An 18,231-nucleotide genomic window follows, 5' to 3' on the forward strand; every position below is an offset into this window, starting at 1 on the left:
GATGAGCGTGCGGCTCAAGCTCACCCTCAGCTATGCCGGCTTCCTCATGGTGACGGGTGTGCTGCTGCTCGCGGCCGTGTGGCTGTTCCTGCTGCGCTACGTCCCCGACCGGGCCGCGCTCCTCATCCCCGAGGGCACCCCGAACCTCACCAACGGCGTCTTTCCCGTCCGGTCCAGCCTGCTGCACGTCTTCGCTCCCAGGGCAGCCGCCGTGCTGGCGCTGCTGCTGGTGATCGGCCTCGCGGGCGGGTGGATCCTGGCGGGGCGGATGCTCGCCCCGCTGACCCGGATCACCGACGCCACCCGGCTGGCCACGGACGGATCGCTCTCCCACCGGATCCGGCTGCCGGGTCCGCGCGACGAGTTCCGCGAACTCGCCGACGCCTTCGACACGATGCTCGCGCGGCTCGAAGCGCACGTGGCCGAGCAGCGGAGGTTCGCCGCCAACGCCTCCCACGAACTGCGCACCCCGCTGGCGATCTCGAAGGCGCTCATCGACGTGGCCCGCACCGATCCCGGCCACGACCCGGTCGCCTTCATCGACCGGCTCCACGCCGTCAACACCCGGGCGATCGACCTCACCGAGGCACTCCTCCTGCTCAGCCGCGCCGACCAGCGGTCCTTCACCCGGGAACGCGTCGACCTGTCGCTCCTGGCGGAGGAGGCCACCGAGACGCTCCTGCCCCTCGCGGAGAAGCACGGCGTCGCGGTCGAGACCCGGGGCGACGTCACCCCCGCGACCGGCTCGCAGGCGCTGCTGCTCCAGCTCACCACGAACCTCGTGCACAACGCGATCGTCCACAACCTCCCCGGGCAGGGCGCGGTGTGGGTCAGTACCGGCGTGCGCCCCGGCAGCGTGGTGCTCACCGTCGAGAACACCGGTGAGACCATCACCCCGGAGCTGGCCTCCACCCTCACCGAGCCCTTCCAGCGCGGGACCGAGCGCATCCACACCGACCACGCGGGCGTCGGCCTCGGCCTGGCCATCGTCAAGACCATCACCCGCGCCCACGACGGAACCCTCACCCTCACCCCCCGCCCCACGGGCGGCCTCCGCATCACCGTCCAACTCCCCGCCCCACCCCCCTGACCCGCACACCCCGCCCCCGCCGGCCGCCGCAATCCCGGATGCGCCCGGCCGCCCGGCACCCCCATACTCGCTGCAGGCCCAGCCCTCCGCTGCCGACGGCTCGGCAGGGCGGGCGGGCCGCACCGCGGGGAGCGCGGTCGCAGCGCTCACGGGAGAGGGGTCGGGCGACGATGCAGGCGGCGGAGGGCTCGCGGGCGGTGGACGCGGTCCTGGCGACCGTGTCGGGGCTGGGGCTGGCGGCTGACGAGGCGCGCGTGCTCCATGACTCGAACAAGCTCACTCTGCGGGTGCTGCCCTGCGACGTCCTGGCGCGGGTGGCGCCGGTCGCGGATCAGGTGGCCGGGTTCGAGGTGGAGCTGGGGCAGCGGCTCGCCGGGGCCGGGTGTCCGGTGGCCGCGCTCGATCCCCGGGTGGAGCCGCGCGTCCATGAGCGCGACGGCTTCGCGACCACGCTGTGGACCCACTACGAACCCGTGGCACAGGGAGAGGTCCCGGCAGCCGGATACGCCCGTGCGCTGGAGCGGCTGCACGCCGGCATGCGCACGCTCGACGTCCCGACGCCGCACTTCACGGACCGGGTGGACGAGGCCCGGCGACTCGTCGCGGACCGCGACCGCACTCCGGACCTCGCCGAGGAGGACCGGGAGCTGCTCGGCGGCACCTTGCGGAACCTGCGGCGGGTGATCGGCGAGCACGGCGGCCCCGAGCAGCTGCTGCACGGCGAGCCGCACCCGGGCAACCTGCTCGCCACGAAGGACGGGCTGCTCTTCATCGACCTCGAGACGTGCTGCCGCGGCCCCGTCGAGTTCGACCTCGCCCACGCTCCCGAGGACGTCGCCGAGCACTACCCGGGCGCCGACGCCGACCTCCTGCGCCAGTGCCGGATCCTCGTCCTGGCGATCGTCACCGCATGGCGCTGGGACCGCCACGACCAGTTCCCCGACGGCCGCCGCATGGGCACCGAGTGGCTCGCCCGGATCCGGGCGGAACTCGACCGCAACGACCCGGACACCCACGGCTGACCACCCGGTCCTTCGAGGCCGCCGGCACCCCGCGTCCTCCGCCCATGTTCGCGTTCACCCTGGTGACGGGACGTCAACGCGACGCCGTAGAAGGAAGGTTGGCCCAGGTCATGGGCCTGGAGGTCGGGCCCGTCCACAGCGGGCCGAGCCCGAATCGTGCAGGAAACCTTGACGCAACTTCGTCAAGTGCCATACGTTAACACGCACGGGAATGTTAGCGCTAACAGAACAGGGATGCTCAACCACGAACGTCCCCCCACACCTGTGCGCCCTTCTGTCCTGTGCGCTGCTCTGCGACGGTCCGCCCCCGAACCTGCGTGGCGGCGAAGCCGAGTCGGCGCCGGCGCGATCTTCGTCAAGGTGACTGAACGACGCAGGAGTTGATTCCAGAGATGTTCAGACCCGGCACCACCCGCACCTTCCGCAGAATGATCACCGCGCTCGCGGCGATCCTGCTCGCGCTGATCGGTTTCTCGGTCACGACCGCCTCGCCGGCCACGGCGAACCCGACCGCTCCGGCGCGGCCCCAGGGCCCGTGCGACATCTACGCCAAGGCCGGCACGCCGTGCTCGGCCGCGCACAGCACCACCCGCGCGCTCTACGCCTCCTACGACGGGCCGCTGTACCAGGTCCGCCGGACGTCGGACGGCAAGGTCCGGGACATCGGGGTGACCGCCCCGGCGTCCCAGCCGGTGCCGGACGCGGGCGGCTACGCCGACGCGGCGGCCCAGGACAAGTTCTGCGCCGGCACCACGTGCCTGATCAGTGTCGTGTACGACCAGTCCCCGAACCACAACGACCTCACCCAGGCGCCGCGCGGCGGGTTCAGCGGGCCGGCCATGGGCGGGGCCAACAACCTGCCGATCGCCGACATGGCGCCGGTCACCGTCGGCGGCCACAAGGCCTACGGCGTCTCCATCGAGCCGGGCATGGGGCTGCGGAACAACGACACCCGCGGCATCGCGGTGGACGACCAGTCCGAGGGCATGTACTGGATCATCAACGGCCAGCACTACAACAACGGCTGCTGCTTCGACTACGGCAACGCCGAGACCGACAGCCGCGACGACGGCAACGGCACCATGGAGACCGCCTACTTCGGCGACTCCACCGGCTGGTACCACGGCGCCGCACCCGGCCCGTGGATCATGACCGACCAGGAGAACAACCTGGTGGGCTGCGTGAACCCGGGCAGCTCGTCCAAGCTGTGCGCCGACCTGCCGAGCGTCACGGACCGCTTCGTGACCGCGGTCGCCAAGGGCGAACCGCACCACTGGGCGACCCTGGGCGGAGACGCCCAGCAAGGCGCCCTCACCACGATGTTCGACGGCCAGCGGGTCAACTCGACCTACGACCCGATGCGCAAGCAGGGCGCCATCGTGCTGGGCAACGGCGGTGACAACAGCAACGGCTCCCAGGGCACCTTCTACGAGGGCGTCATGACCTCCGGGTACCCGTCGGACGCCACCGACCAGGCGGTGCAGGCCAACGTCGTCGCCGCCCGCTACGGCGTGCAGCAGCTGAGCCTCGCGCCGGCCGCGGCCACCGACACCCCGCCGGGACTGCAGACCTTCGCGCCCGGCACCTCGCAGGACTCCACCCTGACGTTCACGAACACCGGCCGGTCGCCGGCCCTGGGCGTGCGGTTGAACCTCGCGCTGCCCGGCGGCTGGGACGCCAGGGCCAAGGGCACGCACGTCTTCGCGTCCGTCAAGCCGGGGCAGAGCGTGAGCACCACGTTCACCATCACCTCCGGGGCGGGCGCCTTCGAGGGCGACCTGGGCGGCCGCGCGACCTGGACGGACCAGGCATCGGCCGTGGCCGGCTCGGCGACGACGGCCGAGCACGTGCGGAACACCGACGCGATCAAGATCAACGAGTTCCGCACCCGCACCTCCGCCGACTCCACCGACCAGTTCATCGAGCTGGCCAACACCGGCACGACGGCGGTCGACATCTCGCACTGGACGCTGACCGAGCACCCGACCCAGCAGGCGGTCTCCTCCACGGTGACCGTCCCGCCGGGCACCACGCTGCCGGCCGGCGGGCACTACGTCCTGGGCCTGTCCACGTCCGGTCTGGCCGTGCCCGCCCGATCCGGCGACACCACCGTCGAGCTGAGGAGCACCACAGGGCTGAACGCGGGTGACCGGATCACGCTGGACACCGGTTTCGGCGCCGAGACCCGCACCATCGCCGGAGTCGGGACGGCCGCTGCCGCCAGTACCCCGCTCTGGCAGCCCCTTCCCGACGGCCCGATCCTCACCGTCCCGGCCGGCTCGACGAACGTCCCGGTGACCAGCACCTCCGGCTTCACCGTGGGGCAGAAGGTGGCTCTCGGCCACGGCGACCAGCTGGACGTCGCGACGGTCACCGCCGTCGGCAAGCCCGGAACGCAGGCCCGGCTGACGGCGGACGCCGCCGCCGGTGCGACCAACATCAAGGTCTCGTCGACCACCAACATCTCGGCCGGCGACACCATCAGGCTGGACATCGGCTCGCGGATCGAGAGCGTGACGGTCGCCGCGGTCGGCACCTCGGGTGCCACGGGAACGGGGGTCGACCTGACCGCGCCCCTGAAGTCCGGCCACTCGTCCAACCTGCCGTTCAGCGACCGCGGGACCGGCGTGACCTTCACGCCCGCCACGGCCTTCGCCCACGCCAGCAACGAGCCGGTGCAGGCCCTCGGCTCCGGTGTCACGCTCGACCAGCCGCTCCAGCACCGCCACGCGATCGACGCACCCGTGCGCGACGCGGCCGCCACGACCGCCGGCTACCAGGGACAGGACGCGCCGGACCAGTGGTTCGGCGGACCCGCGCTGTCCGCGAGCGCGGGCAACATGGTGCTGACCGACGGCAAGGGCCACGTCGCCGACAGCCTCAACTACGGCAGCCTCGTGGATCCCTGGACCGCCGAGGGCTACCAGGGCACGTCGGGTTCGGGGCAGGGCGGCTGCCGCGTCCCGGCCCCCGGTGCGGGCAGCAGCGCCGGCCGCTTCCCGGACGGCGTCGACACGGACAGCAACTGCAGCGACTTCACCACGTCCAACAACCCCACGCCCGGCGCCGCCAATAAGGGCTTCTCGCTCGACCCGGGGCCGCTGGTCTCGCTGCAGATGACGACGGCCGGCAGCACGTCGAACTACGTCGTCCACGACGACGCCGACGACCTCGTGACCACCGCCCCGGTGACGGCGAGCAGCCCGGCCGCGGTGAAGCAGGACGCCACCTGGGTGGAAGCCCCGGGCCTGGACGACCCGAGCTGCGTCTCGTTCGAGTCGGTCAACAAGCCCGGCAGCTACCTGCGGCACCAGAACTTCCAGTTCCACCTCCAGCCGAACGACGGCAGCACGCTGTTCTCCCAGGACGCGACGTTCTGCCAGACTCCCGGCAACAGCGGAACGGGAGTGTCGTTCCAGTCGGTGAACTACCCGACGAAGTACATCCGGTCCTTCAACGGCACCGTCTATCTGGCGAGCAACGGAGGGAGCAACGCCCAGGACGCCCCGGCCGGCTGGGCCGACGACTCCAGCTGGATCGCGGGCACGCCGTGGGCCCAGGCTCCGCAGTCCTGACCGCGCGGTAACGACGAGGGCTCGGGGTGCCCGCTCCACGGAGCGGGCACCCCGAGCCCTGCTGCGGTGACGGCGCCGCCCGAACGGGGCCGACCTGCACGAGAGTTTGCGGTGCGGGCCTTGACGACCCAGTCTGTGAACGCTAACAATGGCGTTAACAGTGATCGGAGTAGCATGTCGCAGACCGCGCAAAGCACTGGTCCCCGCCGGGCCCCCACGATGGCGGACGTCGCTCAGCGTGCCGGGGTGTCGCACCAGACCGTGTCACGGGTCCTGAGTGACCACCCCAATGTACGGGACACGACGCGGGACGCCGTGCTGCGGGCGATCGAGGAGCTGGGTTACCGGCGGAACTCCTCCGCGCGGGCCCTGGTCACCCGGCGGACCCTGACGCTCGGCGTGGTGGCCTGCAACCCGACGCTGTTCGGTCCGGCGAGCATGCTCTTCGGGCTGGAGGAGGCCGCCCGCGACGAAGGGTTCATGGTCTCCGCCGTCACGCTGCGCCGCTACAGCGCCAAGGCCCTCTCCGACGCGATCGACCACCTCAGCGACTGGGGGGTGGAGGGCATAGTCGTGATCGTCCCGCACAGCGCCGCCGTCGCCGCGCTGGCGGAGCTGCGGCTGCCGTTCCCCGTGGTCACCGTCGAGGGCGGCCACTCCCTTCCGATCCCCGGCGTCTCGGTGGACCAGGACCTCGGCGCCCGACTGGTGACCGGCCACCTGCTGGGCGCCGGGCACCGCACGGTCTGGCACGTGGCGGGCCCCTCGGACTGGCTGGAGGCCGAGGCGCGGGAGCGCGGCTGGCGCGACACGCTGGAGGAGGCGGGCGTCGAGGTGCCCCCGCCGCTGGTGGGGGACTGGACGCCGCTGTCGGGCTACCGCGCCGGCCAGGAACTGGCCGGCCGGGTCGCGGCGAGCGGCGCGCGGCGGCGTTCCGCGGACGTGACGGCGGTGTTCGTGGCGAACGACCAGATGGCGCTGGGCGTCATGCGGGCGTTCCGCGAGGCGGGCCTGTCGGTTCCCGGGCAGGTGGCCATCGCGGGCTTCGACGACATCCCGGAGGCGGAGTTCTTCGCGCCGCCGCTGACGACCGTCCGGCAGGACTTCGCCGCGGTCGGCCAGGCCAGCATCCGGCTGCTCGTCAGCCGGCTCGAGTCGAGCGGGCTGCCGGACGACGAGCGCGTGGTGATCGAGCCGCGGCTGATCGTCCGCAGCAGCACCACTCCCACCTGACACGCACACACTTATGGGGAAGTTCCGGCGGCCGGCCGGAACTTCCCGCATATCTGGAGACAACCATGACGACCGATCTACCCGCCGTCACCGTCGGCATCGACTTCGGCACCCTCTCGGGCCGTGCCCTGGTCGTCGCCGTCGAGGACGGGCGGGAGCTGGGCACCGCGGTGCACGAGTACGCGCACGGCGTGGTGGAGTCGGCCCTGCCGGACGGCCGCGCGCTGCCGCCGGACTGGGCGCTGCAGATCCCGCAGGACTGGCGGGACGTGCTGCGCTTCGCGGTACCGCGCGCCCTGGCCGCGGCCGGCGTGCTGCCCGAGCAAGTGGTCGGCGTGGCCACCGACTTCACCGCCTGCACGGTGCTGCCCGCCACCTGGGACGGCACGCCGCTGTGCGAGCTGCCCGGGTACGCCGACCGGCCGCACGCCTACCCGAAGCTGTGGAAGCACCACGCCGCCCAGCCCGAGGCGGACCTGATCGTGGAGCGCGCGCAGGAGAGCGGCCAGCCGTGGCTGGCCCGCTACGGCGGGAAGATCTCCAGCGAGTGGCAGTACGCCAAGGCGCTGCAGATGCTGCGCGAGGACCCGGAGGTCTACCGGGCAGCCGACCGGTGGATCGAGGCCGCCGACTGGATCGTCTGGCAGCTGACCGGCGCCGAGAACCGCAACCTGTGCACCGCCGGCTACAAGGGCATCCACCAGGACGGCCGTTACCCCGACGACGCGTACCTCGCCTCCCTGCACCCGGACTTCGCCGGCTTCACCGCCAAGCTGGACCACCCGCTGTCCCAACTCGGCACCCCCGCGGGCGCGCTGAGCAAGGCGGCCGCGGAACTCACCGGTCTGCGCGAGGGCACGGTCGTGGCGGTGGGCAACGTCGACGCCCACGTCACCAGCGCCGCGGCCCGGGCGCTCGACCCCGGCCACATGCTGGCGATCATGGGCACCTCCACCTGCCACATCATGAACTCCGACGTGCTGGCCGACGTGCCCGGCATGTGCGGCGCGGTCCAGGACGGCGTCGTGTCGGGGCTGTGGGGCTACGAGGCCGGCCAGAGCGGCGTCGGCGACCTCTTCGCCTGGGCGGTGCGCACGGCCGCCCCGCACGCCTACGCCCAGGAGGCGCGCACCCGCGGCATCTCGGTGCACGAGCTGCTGACGGAGAAGGCCGCGGCCCAACCGGTGGGCGGGCACGGCCTGATGGCGCTGGACTGGCTCAGCGGCAACCGGTCGGTACTGGTCGACCACCACCTGTCGGGACTGATCGTCGGCCTGACGCTCGACACCAGGCCCGAGGACATCTACCGGGCGCTGATCGAGGCCACCGCCTTCGGCACCCGCACCATCGTGGAGACCTTCGAGGCGTCCGGCGTGCCGGTGGAGCAGTTCACCGTGGCCGGCGGGCTGCTCAGGAACGGCTTCCTCATGCAGACCTACAGCGACGTGCTGAACCGGCCGATCAACGTCCTCGCCTCGGAGCAGGGACCGGCGCTCGGCGCCGCCATCCACGCCGCGGTCGCCGCGGGCGCGTACCCCGACATCCGCACGGCCTCCGCGTCGATGGGCAGGATCGAGCGGGAGGCGTACCGCCCCGACCCGGCCCGCGCCGCCGTCTACGACGAGCTCTACCGGGAGTACCGCGCGCTGCACGACCACTTCGGCCGGCGCGGTAGCGACGTCATGCACCGCCTCCGTACGCTGCGCGGGCAGGCGGACGGTCTGCCCGGCACCGCGTCCTGATTTGTTAGCGCTCACCATGAATGTGAGCGCTCATCCTTCGAAGCGAGGTCAGCCTTCCGTGAGTAGTAGCCCACCGCCCCCGGTGCCCGACGAGACGGTCGCCTCGCTGCGGCAGCAGGTCAGCGACCTGCACCAGGAGCTCGTCCGCTACCAGCTGGTGGTCTGGACGGCCGGGAACGTCTCCGCGCGGGTCCCCGGTCGGGACGTGTTCGTGATCAAGCCCAGCGGCGTCGACTACGACCGGCTCACCGCCGGGAACATGATCGTCTGCGATCTCGACGGCCGGGTGGTGGAAGGCGACCTCGCGCCGTCCTCCGACACCGCCGCCCACGCCTACGTCTACCGGAACATGCCCGAGGTGGGCGGCGTGGTGCACACCCACTCGACCTACGCCTGCGCCTGGGCGGCCCGCGGCGAGGCGGTGCCCTGCGTGCTGACCGCGATGGCCGACGAGTTCGGCGCGGAGATACCGGTCGGCCCGTTCGCCCTCATCGGCGACGACTCCATCGGGCGCGGGATCGTCGAGACCCTCCGGGACCACCGCTCGCCGGCCGTGCTGATGCGCAGCCACGGCGTCTTCACCATCGGCAAGGACGCCCGCGCCGCGGTGAAGGCGGCCGTGATGTGCGAGGACGTGGCCCGCACGGTGCACATCTCCCGGCAGCTCGGCGAGCCGCTGCCGCTGGTGCAGCCCGACATCGACCGCCTCTACGACCGCTACCAGAACGTCTACGGCCAGTCCGGGCCGTCCACCCTGCGAGGAGCCTGAACCATGACATCGTCGGACGTGCGTGAGGTCTGGTTCCTCACCGGGAGCCAGGGCCTGTACGGCGAGGACACCCTCCGCCAGGTCGCCGAGCAGTCCCAGGGCATCGCCGGGCAACTGGCCGCGGCCGCCGGCTCACCGGTCCGCGTGGTGTGGAAGCCGGTCCTGACCGACGCCGCCGCGATCACCGCCACCGTGCTGGACGCCAACGCCAGCGCCGCGTGCGTCGGGCTGATCGCCTGGATGCACACGTTCTCGCCGGCCAAGATGTGGATCGCCGGACTCGACCTGCTGCGCAAGCCGCTGCTGCACCTGCACACCCAGGCCAACGCCGGCCTGCCGTGGGCGACCATCGACATGGACTTCATGAACCTCAACCAGGCCGCCCACGGCGACCGGGAGTTCGGGTACATCCAGTCCCGCCTGAAGGTGGCCCGCAAGACGGTCTCCGGCCATGTGTCGGATCCGGCCGTGCTGCCCAGGATCCACGCGTGGATGCGCGCGGCGCTGGGCGCCACCGCGCTGCGCGAGCTGCGGCTCGCCCGCTTCGGCGACAACATGCGGGACGTCGCCGTCACCGAGGGCGACAAGGTCGAGGCCCAGCTGCGCTTCGGCGTGTCCGTCAACACCTACGGCGTCAACGACCTGGTGGACGTGCTGGACTCGATCGACGACGGCGCGGTCGGCGAGCTGGTCAAGGAGTACGCCGCCGACTACCGGCTGGCACCGGAACTGGCCGAGGGCGGCGACCGGCACGACTCGCTGCGCTACGCCGCCCGGATCGAGCTGGGCCTGCGCACCTTCCTCACGGACGGCGGCTTCGGGGCCTTCACCACCAACTTCGAGGACCTCGGCGGGCTCCGGCAGCTGCCGGGACTCGCCGTGCAGCGGCTGATGGCCGACGGCTACGGCTTCGGCGGCGAGGGCGACTGGAAGACCTCGGTGCTGCTGCGCACCCTGAAGACCATGAGCGCCGGGCTGCCCGGCGGCACGTCGTTCATGGAGGACTACACCTACAACCTGGTGCCCGGCAGCGAGGTGATCCTGGGCGCGCACATGCTGGAGGTCTGCCCGAGCATCGCCGCCGAGCAGCCGTCGTGCGAGATCCACCCGCTGGGCATCGGCGGCCGCGAGGACCCGGTGCGGCTGGTCTTCGACGCCCGCCCGGGACCGGCGGTCGTCGTCGGCATGGCCGACATGGGCGACCGCTTCCGGCTGGTCGCCAACGAGATCGACGTCGTCCCGCCCGCCGAGCCGCTGCCGCGACTGCCCGTCGCGCGGGCCGTGTGGCGGCCGGCTCCCGACCTCAGGACCTCCACCGAGGCGTGGCTGACGGCCGGCGGCCCGCACCACACCGTGCTGTCCTCCGCGGTCGGCGCCGAGGAGCTGGGCGACCTCGCCGACATGCTCGGCACCGAACTGCTGATGATCGACAAGGACACCACGGTGCGGCAGTTCGCCAAGGAGATCCGCTGGAACCAGGCCTACTACCGCCTCGCCGGCGGGCTCTGACCCCGGCCCGCACCGCTTGCGCTCCGCCGGGCGGCGCCCTGCCGAAGGGCCCGCCCGGCGGACGCGTGCCGTGGCCCGCCCCCCTCGACAAGCCCCATCGACGGTGGGCGCCGCGCCCCGCCGTCCCACCTGCCCGGAGCGCCATGCCCACCGTCACACCATCGATTGCGGCCACCCTTCCCGACGGCCGCACGGTCCGCCGCTGGCGGCTCGCCGCCGGCCGCGTCACCGCCGATGTCCTCGACCTCGGGGCCGCCCTGCACTCGGTGCGCTGCCCCGATCGCGCCGGGCAGGTCGCCGAGGTGCTCGTCAGCCCACTCGACATCGCCGAACGGTTCGGCGCCGCACGGTACTTCGGCGCCACGATCGGCCGGTACGCCAACCGGATCGGGCACGCCCGGCTGCCGGTGCCCGGCGGGGCGCTCCGGCTGGACGCCAACGAGAACGGCAACACCCTGCACGGCGGGGCGGACGGGTTCGACCTGCGGTCGTGGTCGGGCCGCCCCGCGGGCGACGGGTCCCGGGCCGGCGTCGAGTTCCGTCTCGTCAGCCCGGCGGGGGACCAGGGCTTCCCCGGGACGCTGGAGGCCGCCGTCACCTACACGCTCGGCGACGAGGGCGACCTGCGCATCGACTACCGCGCCAGCACCGACGCACTCACGGTCGTCAACCTCACCAACCACGCCTACTGGAACCTCTCCGGCGGCGTGGAGGGGACCGTGCTCGACCACGCGCTGCAGGTGGCAGCGGACCGGTACACCCGCGTGGACGCGGACCTGCTGCCGGTTCCGGAAACGCCCCGGGCGGTGGCCGGGACGCCGTTCGACCTCACCGCGCCCCGCACGCTCCGGCACGTGCTGGACACCGATGACGAGCAGGTACGCCTGGCCGGTGGCGGGTTCGACCACAACTGGGTCCTGGGCCCGGGGGATCCCGGCGCTCCTGCGACGGCCGCGCGGCTCGTCCATTCCGCATCCGGCCGCCGGCTGGAGTGCCTGACGACCGAACCGGGCCTCCAGGTCTACACGGGCAACGCCTTCGACGGCTCGTTCCCGGACCTGCACGGCCGTCCCGTCGCGCCGTACGGCGGCATCGCCCTGGAGACCCAGCACTTCCCCGACGCGCCGCACCGCCTGGACTTCCCGTCGACGTGGCTCGAGCCCGGTGGGATCTACCGGTCAACGACGGTGTACCGGCTCGGAGTTGAGCCGTGACGCAGCTGCCTTGACACCTCTGGGGCGCCGCCACCGCGGTGTCCGCACCTCCCAAGACCCGTTGCCAGCAGCGTCGTTGCCCGACGCTGCTGGCTTCTGTCATGGGGGCCGCACCCGCGTGATTGCGTTCAGGACACGGCCAACTTTTCTTCCGTGTAACACCTTGACGCAGCGGCAGTGAACGCTAACAATCTCAGCGAAGCAGTGAAGCGGGAAGCACGACAGGTTCCTCGCGTGCGCCGGCAGTGCCTCCGGGTACTGCCCGGGCGGGCGAGGCGGGCTCGTTCCGCGGGCGTCCGGGTGGACGGGGCGTCGCAGGTCGAGGAGGTCGCCGCCTTCGTACACGTCGGTGACCTCACGTGCGGATCCCACGATGCGTGCGCTCGTGCCGGCCGGCGGCCGGCGCCAGATCCGTTCTCGACCCGAAAAGTGTGTGAGCGCTAACAGAGGCCAAGTGGGCCCTCGGAACAGGATGTTGAAGATGCGTGATGTGCGGACCGGTAAGCGCAGACTGGGACACTCGGCCGCGGTCGCCGTGGTGGCGGCGGCGATGCTCGCGGGCGTCGGCGCGTGCAGCAAGACCGGCGCGGGCGGCGGCAACTCTACGTCCGACAAGGGAAGTTCGGGGACGACCTCGGCGGCCGGCGCCCCGGCGATCCAGGGTGACATCACCTTCAACGACGCCAACCTCGCCAAGCTGGACGACGCGCTGAAGCAGGCGCTCGCGGGCAAGGACCTGTCGAAGCTGCGCGAGGCGATGGTCGTCAACGTCGCCGTGGACTACTGGAACGCCGGCAAGGTCGGCTTCAACAAGGGCCTGGCCGACCTCGGGGTCAAGGGCACCTACCAGGCACCGGCCAACGGCCGCCTCGACCAGCAGCTGTCCATCATCCAGACGCTGCGCGGCCAGGGCATCACCGGTCTGAGCGTCTCCGCGATCGACCCGACGGCCATCAAGGCGCCGATCAGCTCGGCGAACAAGGCCGGGATCCCGGTGCTGGCGATCGACTCCCCGCTGCCCCCGGAGGACGGTGCCGCGCTCTACCTCGGCACGCCCAACTACCAGGCGGGCCAGAAGGCCGGCGAGGCGATGAAGCAGGCGCTCGGCGGCAAGGGCCAGGTCGTGGTGCTGGTCGGCTCGCTCACCGCGTCCAACGCGGTGGAGCGCATCCAGGGCTTCGAGGACGCGCTCAAGGGCACCGACATCAAGGTCGTCCAGAAGCTCAGCGACAACATGGACGCCTCCAAGGCCCTGTCGAACGCGCAGACCGCGATCCAGACCAACGCAGGCGTCAACGGCCTGTACGGCGTCTACTCGTACGACGGCCCGTCCGCCGGCCAGGCGGTCCAGGCCGCGGGCAAGACCGGCAAGGTCAAGGTCATCTCCGACGACAGCGACCCGCAGACGCTGAAGTTCATCCAGTCCGGCGTCATCCAGGCCACCGTCCTCCAGCAGCCCTACCAGCAGGGCTACACCGGCGCGTACCTGCTCGCCGCGCTGAAGGTGCTCGGCAAGGACGCCACCTTGAACCTCGTCAAGTCCTACCTGGAGTCGGACGGCACCACGCTGAGCTCCGGCGTCGGCCTGGTCACGCAGGCCAACCTCGCCGACTACCAGGCCAAGCTGAAGCAGATGGGCCTCGGCTGATGGATTCCCAGCCCGCCGTCCGCCTGCGCGACGTGAGCAAGTCCTACGGCCCGGTGAAGGTGCTGGACATACCGAGCCTGGACATGGCGCGTGGGCAGATCGTGGCCGTGGTGGGGGAGAACGGCGCCGGCAAGTCCACCCTGATGGGTGTGCTGTCCGGCACCGTCACCCCCACCACGGGGACCATCGAGATCGCCGGCAGCCCGCTGGCGGCAGGCCGGCCCGAGCACGCGAGGGAACTCGGAGTCGCCCTGGTGGCCCAGGAGTTCCCGCTCGTGGGCCAGATGAGCGTCGCGGAGAACCTGCTGCTGGGCCGCCGGCCCGCCGGCAGCGGCGGGCCGCTGGGCCGGGTGGTCTTCGACCGCGCCCGCACCCGCGCCGAGGCGCGGATCCTGCTGGCCGAGGTCGGCGTCACGGGGGTGGACGTGGACCGGCCGGTGGAGCGCTTCCCGGTGCCGGTCCGGCAGATGATCGAGATCGCCAAGGGCTGGGGACAGCGCCCGGTGGTGCTGATCCTCGACGAGCCCACCTCCTCGCTCGGCCCGGTCGAGGCCGAGCGGGTGCTGAACCTGGCCCGCGAGCACGCCGCCGCCGGGGGAGTGGTGCTCTTCATCGGGCACCGGCTCGACGAGGTCCAGGCGGTAGCCGACCGGGTGATCGTGCTGCGCAGCGGCAAGCTCGTGGCGGACCTGACCCCGGCGGAGGCGACCGAGGAGCGGATGATCCGCGAGATGGTCGGCGCCGAACTCGCCCGCGCGGACCTGGCGCCGCCGTCCTCGGTGGAGCGCGCGGCGACGCTGTCGGTGCGCGGCCTGACCGCCGACGGGCTCGGCCCGGTCGACCTCGACGTGAAGGCCGGCGAGATCGTCGGCGTGGCGGGGCTGATGGGCTCGGGCCGCAGCCGGCTGCTGCACACCGTGATGGGCGCGCAGCCGCGCACCGGCGGCACGGTCGCCTTCGACGGCGCCGACTTCCGGCCCCGCCATCCCGCCGACGCGGTGGAGGCGGGCATGGGTCTGGTGCCCGAGGACCGCAAGGTGCAGTCGCTGCTGCCGGCGCACTCCGTGCGCTGGAACGTCACGCTCACCACCCTGCGCCGGATCAGCCGCCGGGGCGTGCTGCGCCCCCGGTCCGACAAGGAGCACGCCGCCCGGATCGTCAAGGACCTCGGTGTGCGGCTGCACACCCAGGAACAGCCGATCAGCGACCTGTCCGGCGGCAACCAGCAGAAGGCGGTCTTCGGCCGCTGGCTCGCCACCGAACCGAAGCTGCTGCTGCTCGACGAGCCGACCCGCGGCGTGGACGTCGGGGCCAAGGCCGAGATCTACCACCTCATCGACGCCGAGGCGGAGAAGGGCCTGTCGGTGCTGGTGGCCTCCTCCGAACTGGAGGAGCTGATGTGGATCTGCCACCGCATTGTGGTGATGGCGCACGGCCGGGTGGTCGCGGACATCCCGCGGGACAGGTTCAGCAAGGAAACGATCATGACGGCGGCGGCCGGAACGAACGCCGGGGCGTCCACGCAGGGGAAGGCAAGCGCATGAATACCAGTACCGCTCCGGCACCTACCGAGGCCGGTGCCGGCAAAGCGTCGCGGACCCCGCTCGCCCGGCGGCTGCTGGAGACCCCGGAGGTCGGCGTGGTCGCCGCCTGCGTGGTGGTGTTCGTCGCCCTGGCCCTGGACAAGTCCACCTTCGCCGGCGCGGTCAACCTGCAGGGCATGGGCTTCGACCTGGCGCAGTACGGGCTCATCGCCATCGGCGAGTCGCTGGTCATCCTCACCGGCGGCATCGACCTGTCGGTGGGCGCCCTGCTGGGCACCAGCGTCATCCTGATGTCCTGGTTCAACGTCCGCGCCGGGCTGCCGCCGGTGCTCGCGATCCTGGTGACGCTGGTGATCGCCGGCTGCGTCGGGCTGATCCACGGACTGGCCGTGACCCGGCTGAAGATGCCGCCGTTCGTCGTCACCCTGGTCACCTACACCGTGGCCCAGGGCGTCACGCTGGCCATCACCTCCGGCACCTCGATCATCGGCATCGGCGGCCTGTTCTCCGACGTCGGCCAGAGCTACGTCGCGCAGATCCCGCTGCCGCTGATCCTGTTCGCCGTCGTCGCAGTCGCCGCGTGGTTCTTCCTCGAACGCACCTACGTCGGACGGCAGGTGTACGCGGTCGGCGGCAACCCCGAGGCGGCCCGGCTGGCCGGCATCCGCGGCGACCGCCGCATCATCTCGATGTACGTGACCAGCTCACTGCTGTCCGCCTTCGCCGGGATCATGGTGCTCGGCCGGATGGGCGTCGGCTCGGCCAGCGGCGTCGGCGTCGGCTGGGAGCTGTCGGCGATCGCCGCGGCCGTCATCGGCGGCGTGAGCCTCGTCGGCGGCCAGGGCCGGATCCTGGGCATCGTGGCCGGCACCGTGCTGCTCGAACTGATCAACAACGGTCTGACCACCCTGCAGATCAACTCCAACTACACCAACATCGTCCTCGGTTGCGTCCTCGGTCTGGCCATCACCGCCGACCGGCTGCGTGCCCGGAGCGTCGCCAGACGCGGCTGACCCCGACCGGTCGCGCACCGGCGAGGGCGGCCCCCCAAGCCTCCGCCCCGCATCTGACACGGCCCACACCTCGTGGGGCGGCTCCCGTACTTGGCACGGAGCCGCCCCACCGGTCCGTCGTGCCCGCGAACGTCCGCGGCCACCGTGTGGCCGCGGCCGAACCACCAGGCCGGGCGCACGCGCCCGGACCCCCCCACACAAGAGGAGGACTTCGTGTCCGCACTCGCACAGGCCCATGTCCACCGGCAGTTCAGAAGGTGGGCGCTGGCGTTCCTCGCCGCCGCCGCCCTGATCGCCGGGGTGCTCGCCGGGACCTCGCCGGCCTCGCAGGCGGCCGGTTCGCTGCCCTGCGACATCTACGCCTCCGGCGGGACGCCCTGCGTCGCCGCGCACAGCACCACCCGAGCCCTGTACTCCGCCTACAACGGCTCGCTGTACCAGGTCAGGCGGGCCTCGGACAACGCCACGCAGAACATCGGCGTGCTGAGCGCCGGCGGCTACGCCGACGCCGCCGCGCAGGATTCCTTCTGCGCCGGCACCACCTGCGTGATCACCGTGATCTACGACCAGTCCGGCCGCGGCAACAACCTGACCCAGGCACCGGCGGGCGGCGCGGCGGGCGGCCCCGACAACCTGGCCAGTGCCACCGCGGCCCCCACCATCGCCGGCGGCCACAAGGCCTACGGCGTCTTCGTCGCCCCCGGCACCGGCTACCGCAACGACCACACCAGCGGGATCGCCACCGGTGACAGCCCCGAGGGCATGTACGCGATCCTCGACGGCACCCACTACAACGGCGGCTGCTGCTTCGACTACGGCAACGCCGAGACCAGCAACAACGACACCGGCAACGGCCACATGGAGGCCATCTACTTCGGCAACATCAAGGTCTGGGGCTACGGGGCCGGCAACGGCCCCTGGGTGATGGCCGACCTGGAGAACGGCCTGTTCTCCGGCGTCAACGCCGGGTACAACGCCAACGACCCGACGGTCAACCACCGCTACCTGACCGCCATGGTCAAGGGCGGCCCCAACCAGTGGGCCATCCGCGGCGGCAACGCCCAGTCCGGCGGCCTGTCGACCTACTACAGCGGCGCCCGCCCCAACGTCTCGGGCTACAACCCGATGCACAAGGAGGGCGCGATCATCCTCGGCATCGGCGGCGACAACAGCAAGGGCTCGGCCGGCACCTTCTACGAGGGCGTCATGACCTCCGGCTACCCGTCCGACGCCACCGAGAACGCCGTCCAGGCCAACATCAACTCCGTGAACTACGGCAGTGGTTCGACCGGAGGGACGGGGCTGACGCCGGGGTCGCGGATCTCGCTCCAGGCGACCACGTCCTGCTGCACCGCGGACTACGTCCGGCACGACGACAGCGACAACAACGTCGTCATCTCGGGCATCACGTCGTCGAGTTCGGCGACCGACAAGGGCGACGCCACCTGGATCGTGCGCGCCGGGCTGGCCAACAGCGCGTGCGTGTCCTTCGAGTCGGCCAACCAGGCAGGCCACTACCTGCGCCACTCCAACTACCAGCTCCAGCTGGCGACGAGCGACGGCACGTCGCTGTTCCAGCAGGACGCCACCTTCTGCCCGCAGGCGGGCCACAACGGCCAGGGCTACTCCTTCGCCTCGGAGAACTACCCCGACCGCTCCATCCGCCACTACGCCTACACCGTGTACATCGCGTCCGACGGCGGCGCGAACGCCTTCGACTCCAGCACCCTCTGGAACGACGACACCAGCTGGAACGTCGCCGCCGCCTGGAGCTGACCCCTTCCGCAGGACCGGAAGCCGCCGGCGGTGACCACCTCACCGCCGGCGGTGCGGGCGAGGTCGGCATCGTCCACCTTTGGATTTGACCATTTC

Annotated in this window: 12 protein-coding genes; all 12 read left to right on the top strand. The window is 71.8% G+C overall.

Translation table 11 applies throughout. The features are described from left to right. The first annotated feature begins 1 nt into the window (after window position 1). The 12 genes from ACH4TG_RS30025 (at window position 2) to ACH4TG_RS30080 (ending at window position 18,135) form a co-directional block, all read left to right on the top strand. On the top strand, window positions 2-1,090 hold the full coding sequence (locus ACH4TG_RS30025) for a sensor histidine kinase (RefSeq protein ID WP_398245705.1): 1,089 nt from the start codon (window positions 2-4) through the stop codon (window positions 1,088-1,090). 170 nt (window positions 1,091-1,260) lie between these two features. Next, window positions 1,261-2,112 carry a phosphotransferase gene (locus ACH4TG_RS30030; protein WP_398245706.1) on the top strand — a complete coding sequence of 284 codons (852 nt, stop codon included), beginning with the start codon at window positions 1,261-1,263 and terminating at the stop codon, window positions 2,110-2,112. A 392-nt stretch (window positions 2,113-2,504) separates the two neighbouring features. Further along, window positions 2,505-5,687 carry an arabinofuranosidase catalytic domain-containing protein gene (locus ACH4TG_RS30035; protein ID WP_398245707.1) on the top strand — a complete coding sequence of 1,061 codons (3,183 nt, stop codon included), beginning with the start codon at window positions 2,505-2,507 and terminating at the stop codon, window positions 5,685-5,687. Between the two features lie 174 nt (window positions 5,688-5,861). Then, a complete protein-coding gene (locus ACH4TG_RS30040) occupies window positions 5,862-6,920 on the top strand; it encodes a LacI family DNA-binding transcriptional regulator (RefSeq protein WP_398245708.1) in 1,059 nt (352 codons plus the stop codon). Between the two features lie 65 nt (window positions 6,921-6,985). Continuing rightward, a complete protein-coding gene (araB, locus tag ACH4TG_RS30045; protein WP_398245709.1) occupies window positions 6,986-8,662 on the top strand; it encodes a ribulokinase in 1,677 nt (558 codons plus the stop codon). 58 nt (window positions 8,663-8,720) lie between these two features. Beyond that, entirely contained in the window at window positions 8,721-9,431 is a 711-nt protein-coding gene (locus tag ACH4TG_RS30050) for an L-ribulose-5-phosphate 4-epimerase (RefSeq protein WP_398245710.1), read from the top strand. A gap of 3 nt (window positions 9,432-9,434) precedes the next feature. After that, the gene (gene araA / locus ACH4TG_RS30055; protein ID WP_398245711.1) at window positions 9,435-10,940 is read left to right on the top strand and encodes an L-arabinose isomerase; all 1,506 of its coding nucleotides are present in this window, start codon (window positions 9,435-9,437) and stop codon (window positions 10,938-10,940) included. A gap of 143 nt (window positions 10,941-11,083) precedes the next feature. Then, window positions 11,084-12,154: an aldose epimerase family protein gene (locus ACH4TG_RS30060; protein ID WP_398245712.1), complete on the top strand. Its 1,071-nt coding sequence runs from the start codon at window positions 11,084-11,086 to the stop codon at window positions 12,152-12,154. A gap of 481 nt (window positions 12,155-12,635) precedes the next feature. Further along, window positions 12,636-13,802 carry a substrate-binding domain-containing protein gene (locus ACH4TG_RS30065; RefSeq protein ID WP_398245713.1) on the top strand — a complete coding sequence of 389 codons (1,167 nt, stop codon included), beginning with the start codon at window positions 12,636-12,638 and terminating at the stop codon, window positions 13,800-13,802. Beyond that, entirely contained in the window at window positions 13,802-15,346 is a 1,545-nt protein-coding gene (locus ACH4TG_RS30070) for a sugar ABC transporter ATP-binding protein (protein WP_398245714.1), read from the top strand. The genes ACH4TG_RS30065 and ACH4TG_RS30070 overlap by 1 nt, the downstream gene beginning before the upstream one ends. After that, entirely contained in the window at window positions 15,343-16,359 is a 1,017-nt protein-coding gene (locus ACH4TG_RS30075; protein ID WP_398245715.1) for an ABC transporter permease, read from the top strand. The genes ACH4TG_RS30070 and ACH4TG_RS30075 overlap by 4 nt, the downstream gene beginning before the upstream one ends. A gap of 213 nt (window positions 16,360-16,572) precedes the next feature. Continuing rightward, a complete protein-coding gene (locus tag ACH4TG_RS30080) occupies window positions 16,573-18,135 on the top strand; it encodes an alpha-L-arabinofuranosidase B (RefSeq protein ID WP_398245716.1) in 1,563 nt (520 codons plus the stop codon). The last annotated feature ends 96 nt before the right edge of the window (window positions 18,136-18,231 follow it).

It is taken from the genome of Streptomyces sp. NPDC020917 (assembly GCF_044333795.1).
In the GTDB taxonomy this organism is placed as follows: Bacteria; Actinomycetota; Actinomycetes; order Streptomycetales; family Streptomycetaceae; genus Actinacidiphila.

Coding starts and splice junctions, on each gene's coding strand:
- ACH4TG_RS30025 (WP_398245705.1), top strand. CDS start 2: ATGAGCGTGCGGCTCAAGCTCACCCTCAGCTATGCCGGCTTCCTCATG.
- ACH4TG_RS30030 (WP_398245706.1), top strand. CDS start 1,261: ATGCAGGCGGCGGAGGGCTCGCGGGCGGTGGACGCGGTCCTGGCGACC.
- ACH4TG_RS30035 (WP_398245707.1), top strand. CDS start 2,505: ATGTTCAGACCCGGCACCACCCGCACCTTCCGCAGAATGATCACCGCG.
- ACH4TG_RS30040 (WP_398245708.1), top strand. CDS start 5,862: ATGTCGCAGACCGCGCAAAGCACTGGTCCCCGCCGGGCCCCCACGATG.
- araB (WP_398245709.1), top strand. CDS start 6,986: ATGACGACCGATCTACCCGCCGTCACCGTCGGCATCGACTTCGGCACC.
- araA (WP_398245711.1), top strand. CDS start 9,435: ATGACATCGTCGGACGTGCGTGAGGTCTGGTTCCTCACCGGGAGCCAG.
- ACH4TG_RS30060 (WP_398245712.1), top strand. CDS start 11,084: ATGCCCACCGTCACACCATCGATTGCGGCCACCCTTCCCGACGGCCGC.
- ACH4TG_RS30065 (WP_398245713.1), top strand. CDS start 12,636: ATGCGTGATGTGCGGACCGGTAAGCGCAGACTGGGACACTCGGCCGCG.
- ACH4TG_RS30070 (WP_398245714.1), top strand. CDS start 13,802: ATGGATTCCCAGCCCGCCGTCCGCCTGCGCGACGTGAGCAAGTCCTAC.
- ACH4TG_RS30075 (WP_398245715.1), top strand. CDS start 15,343: ATGAATACCAGTACCGCTCCGGCACCTACCGAGGCCGGTGCCGGCAAA.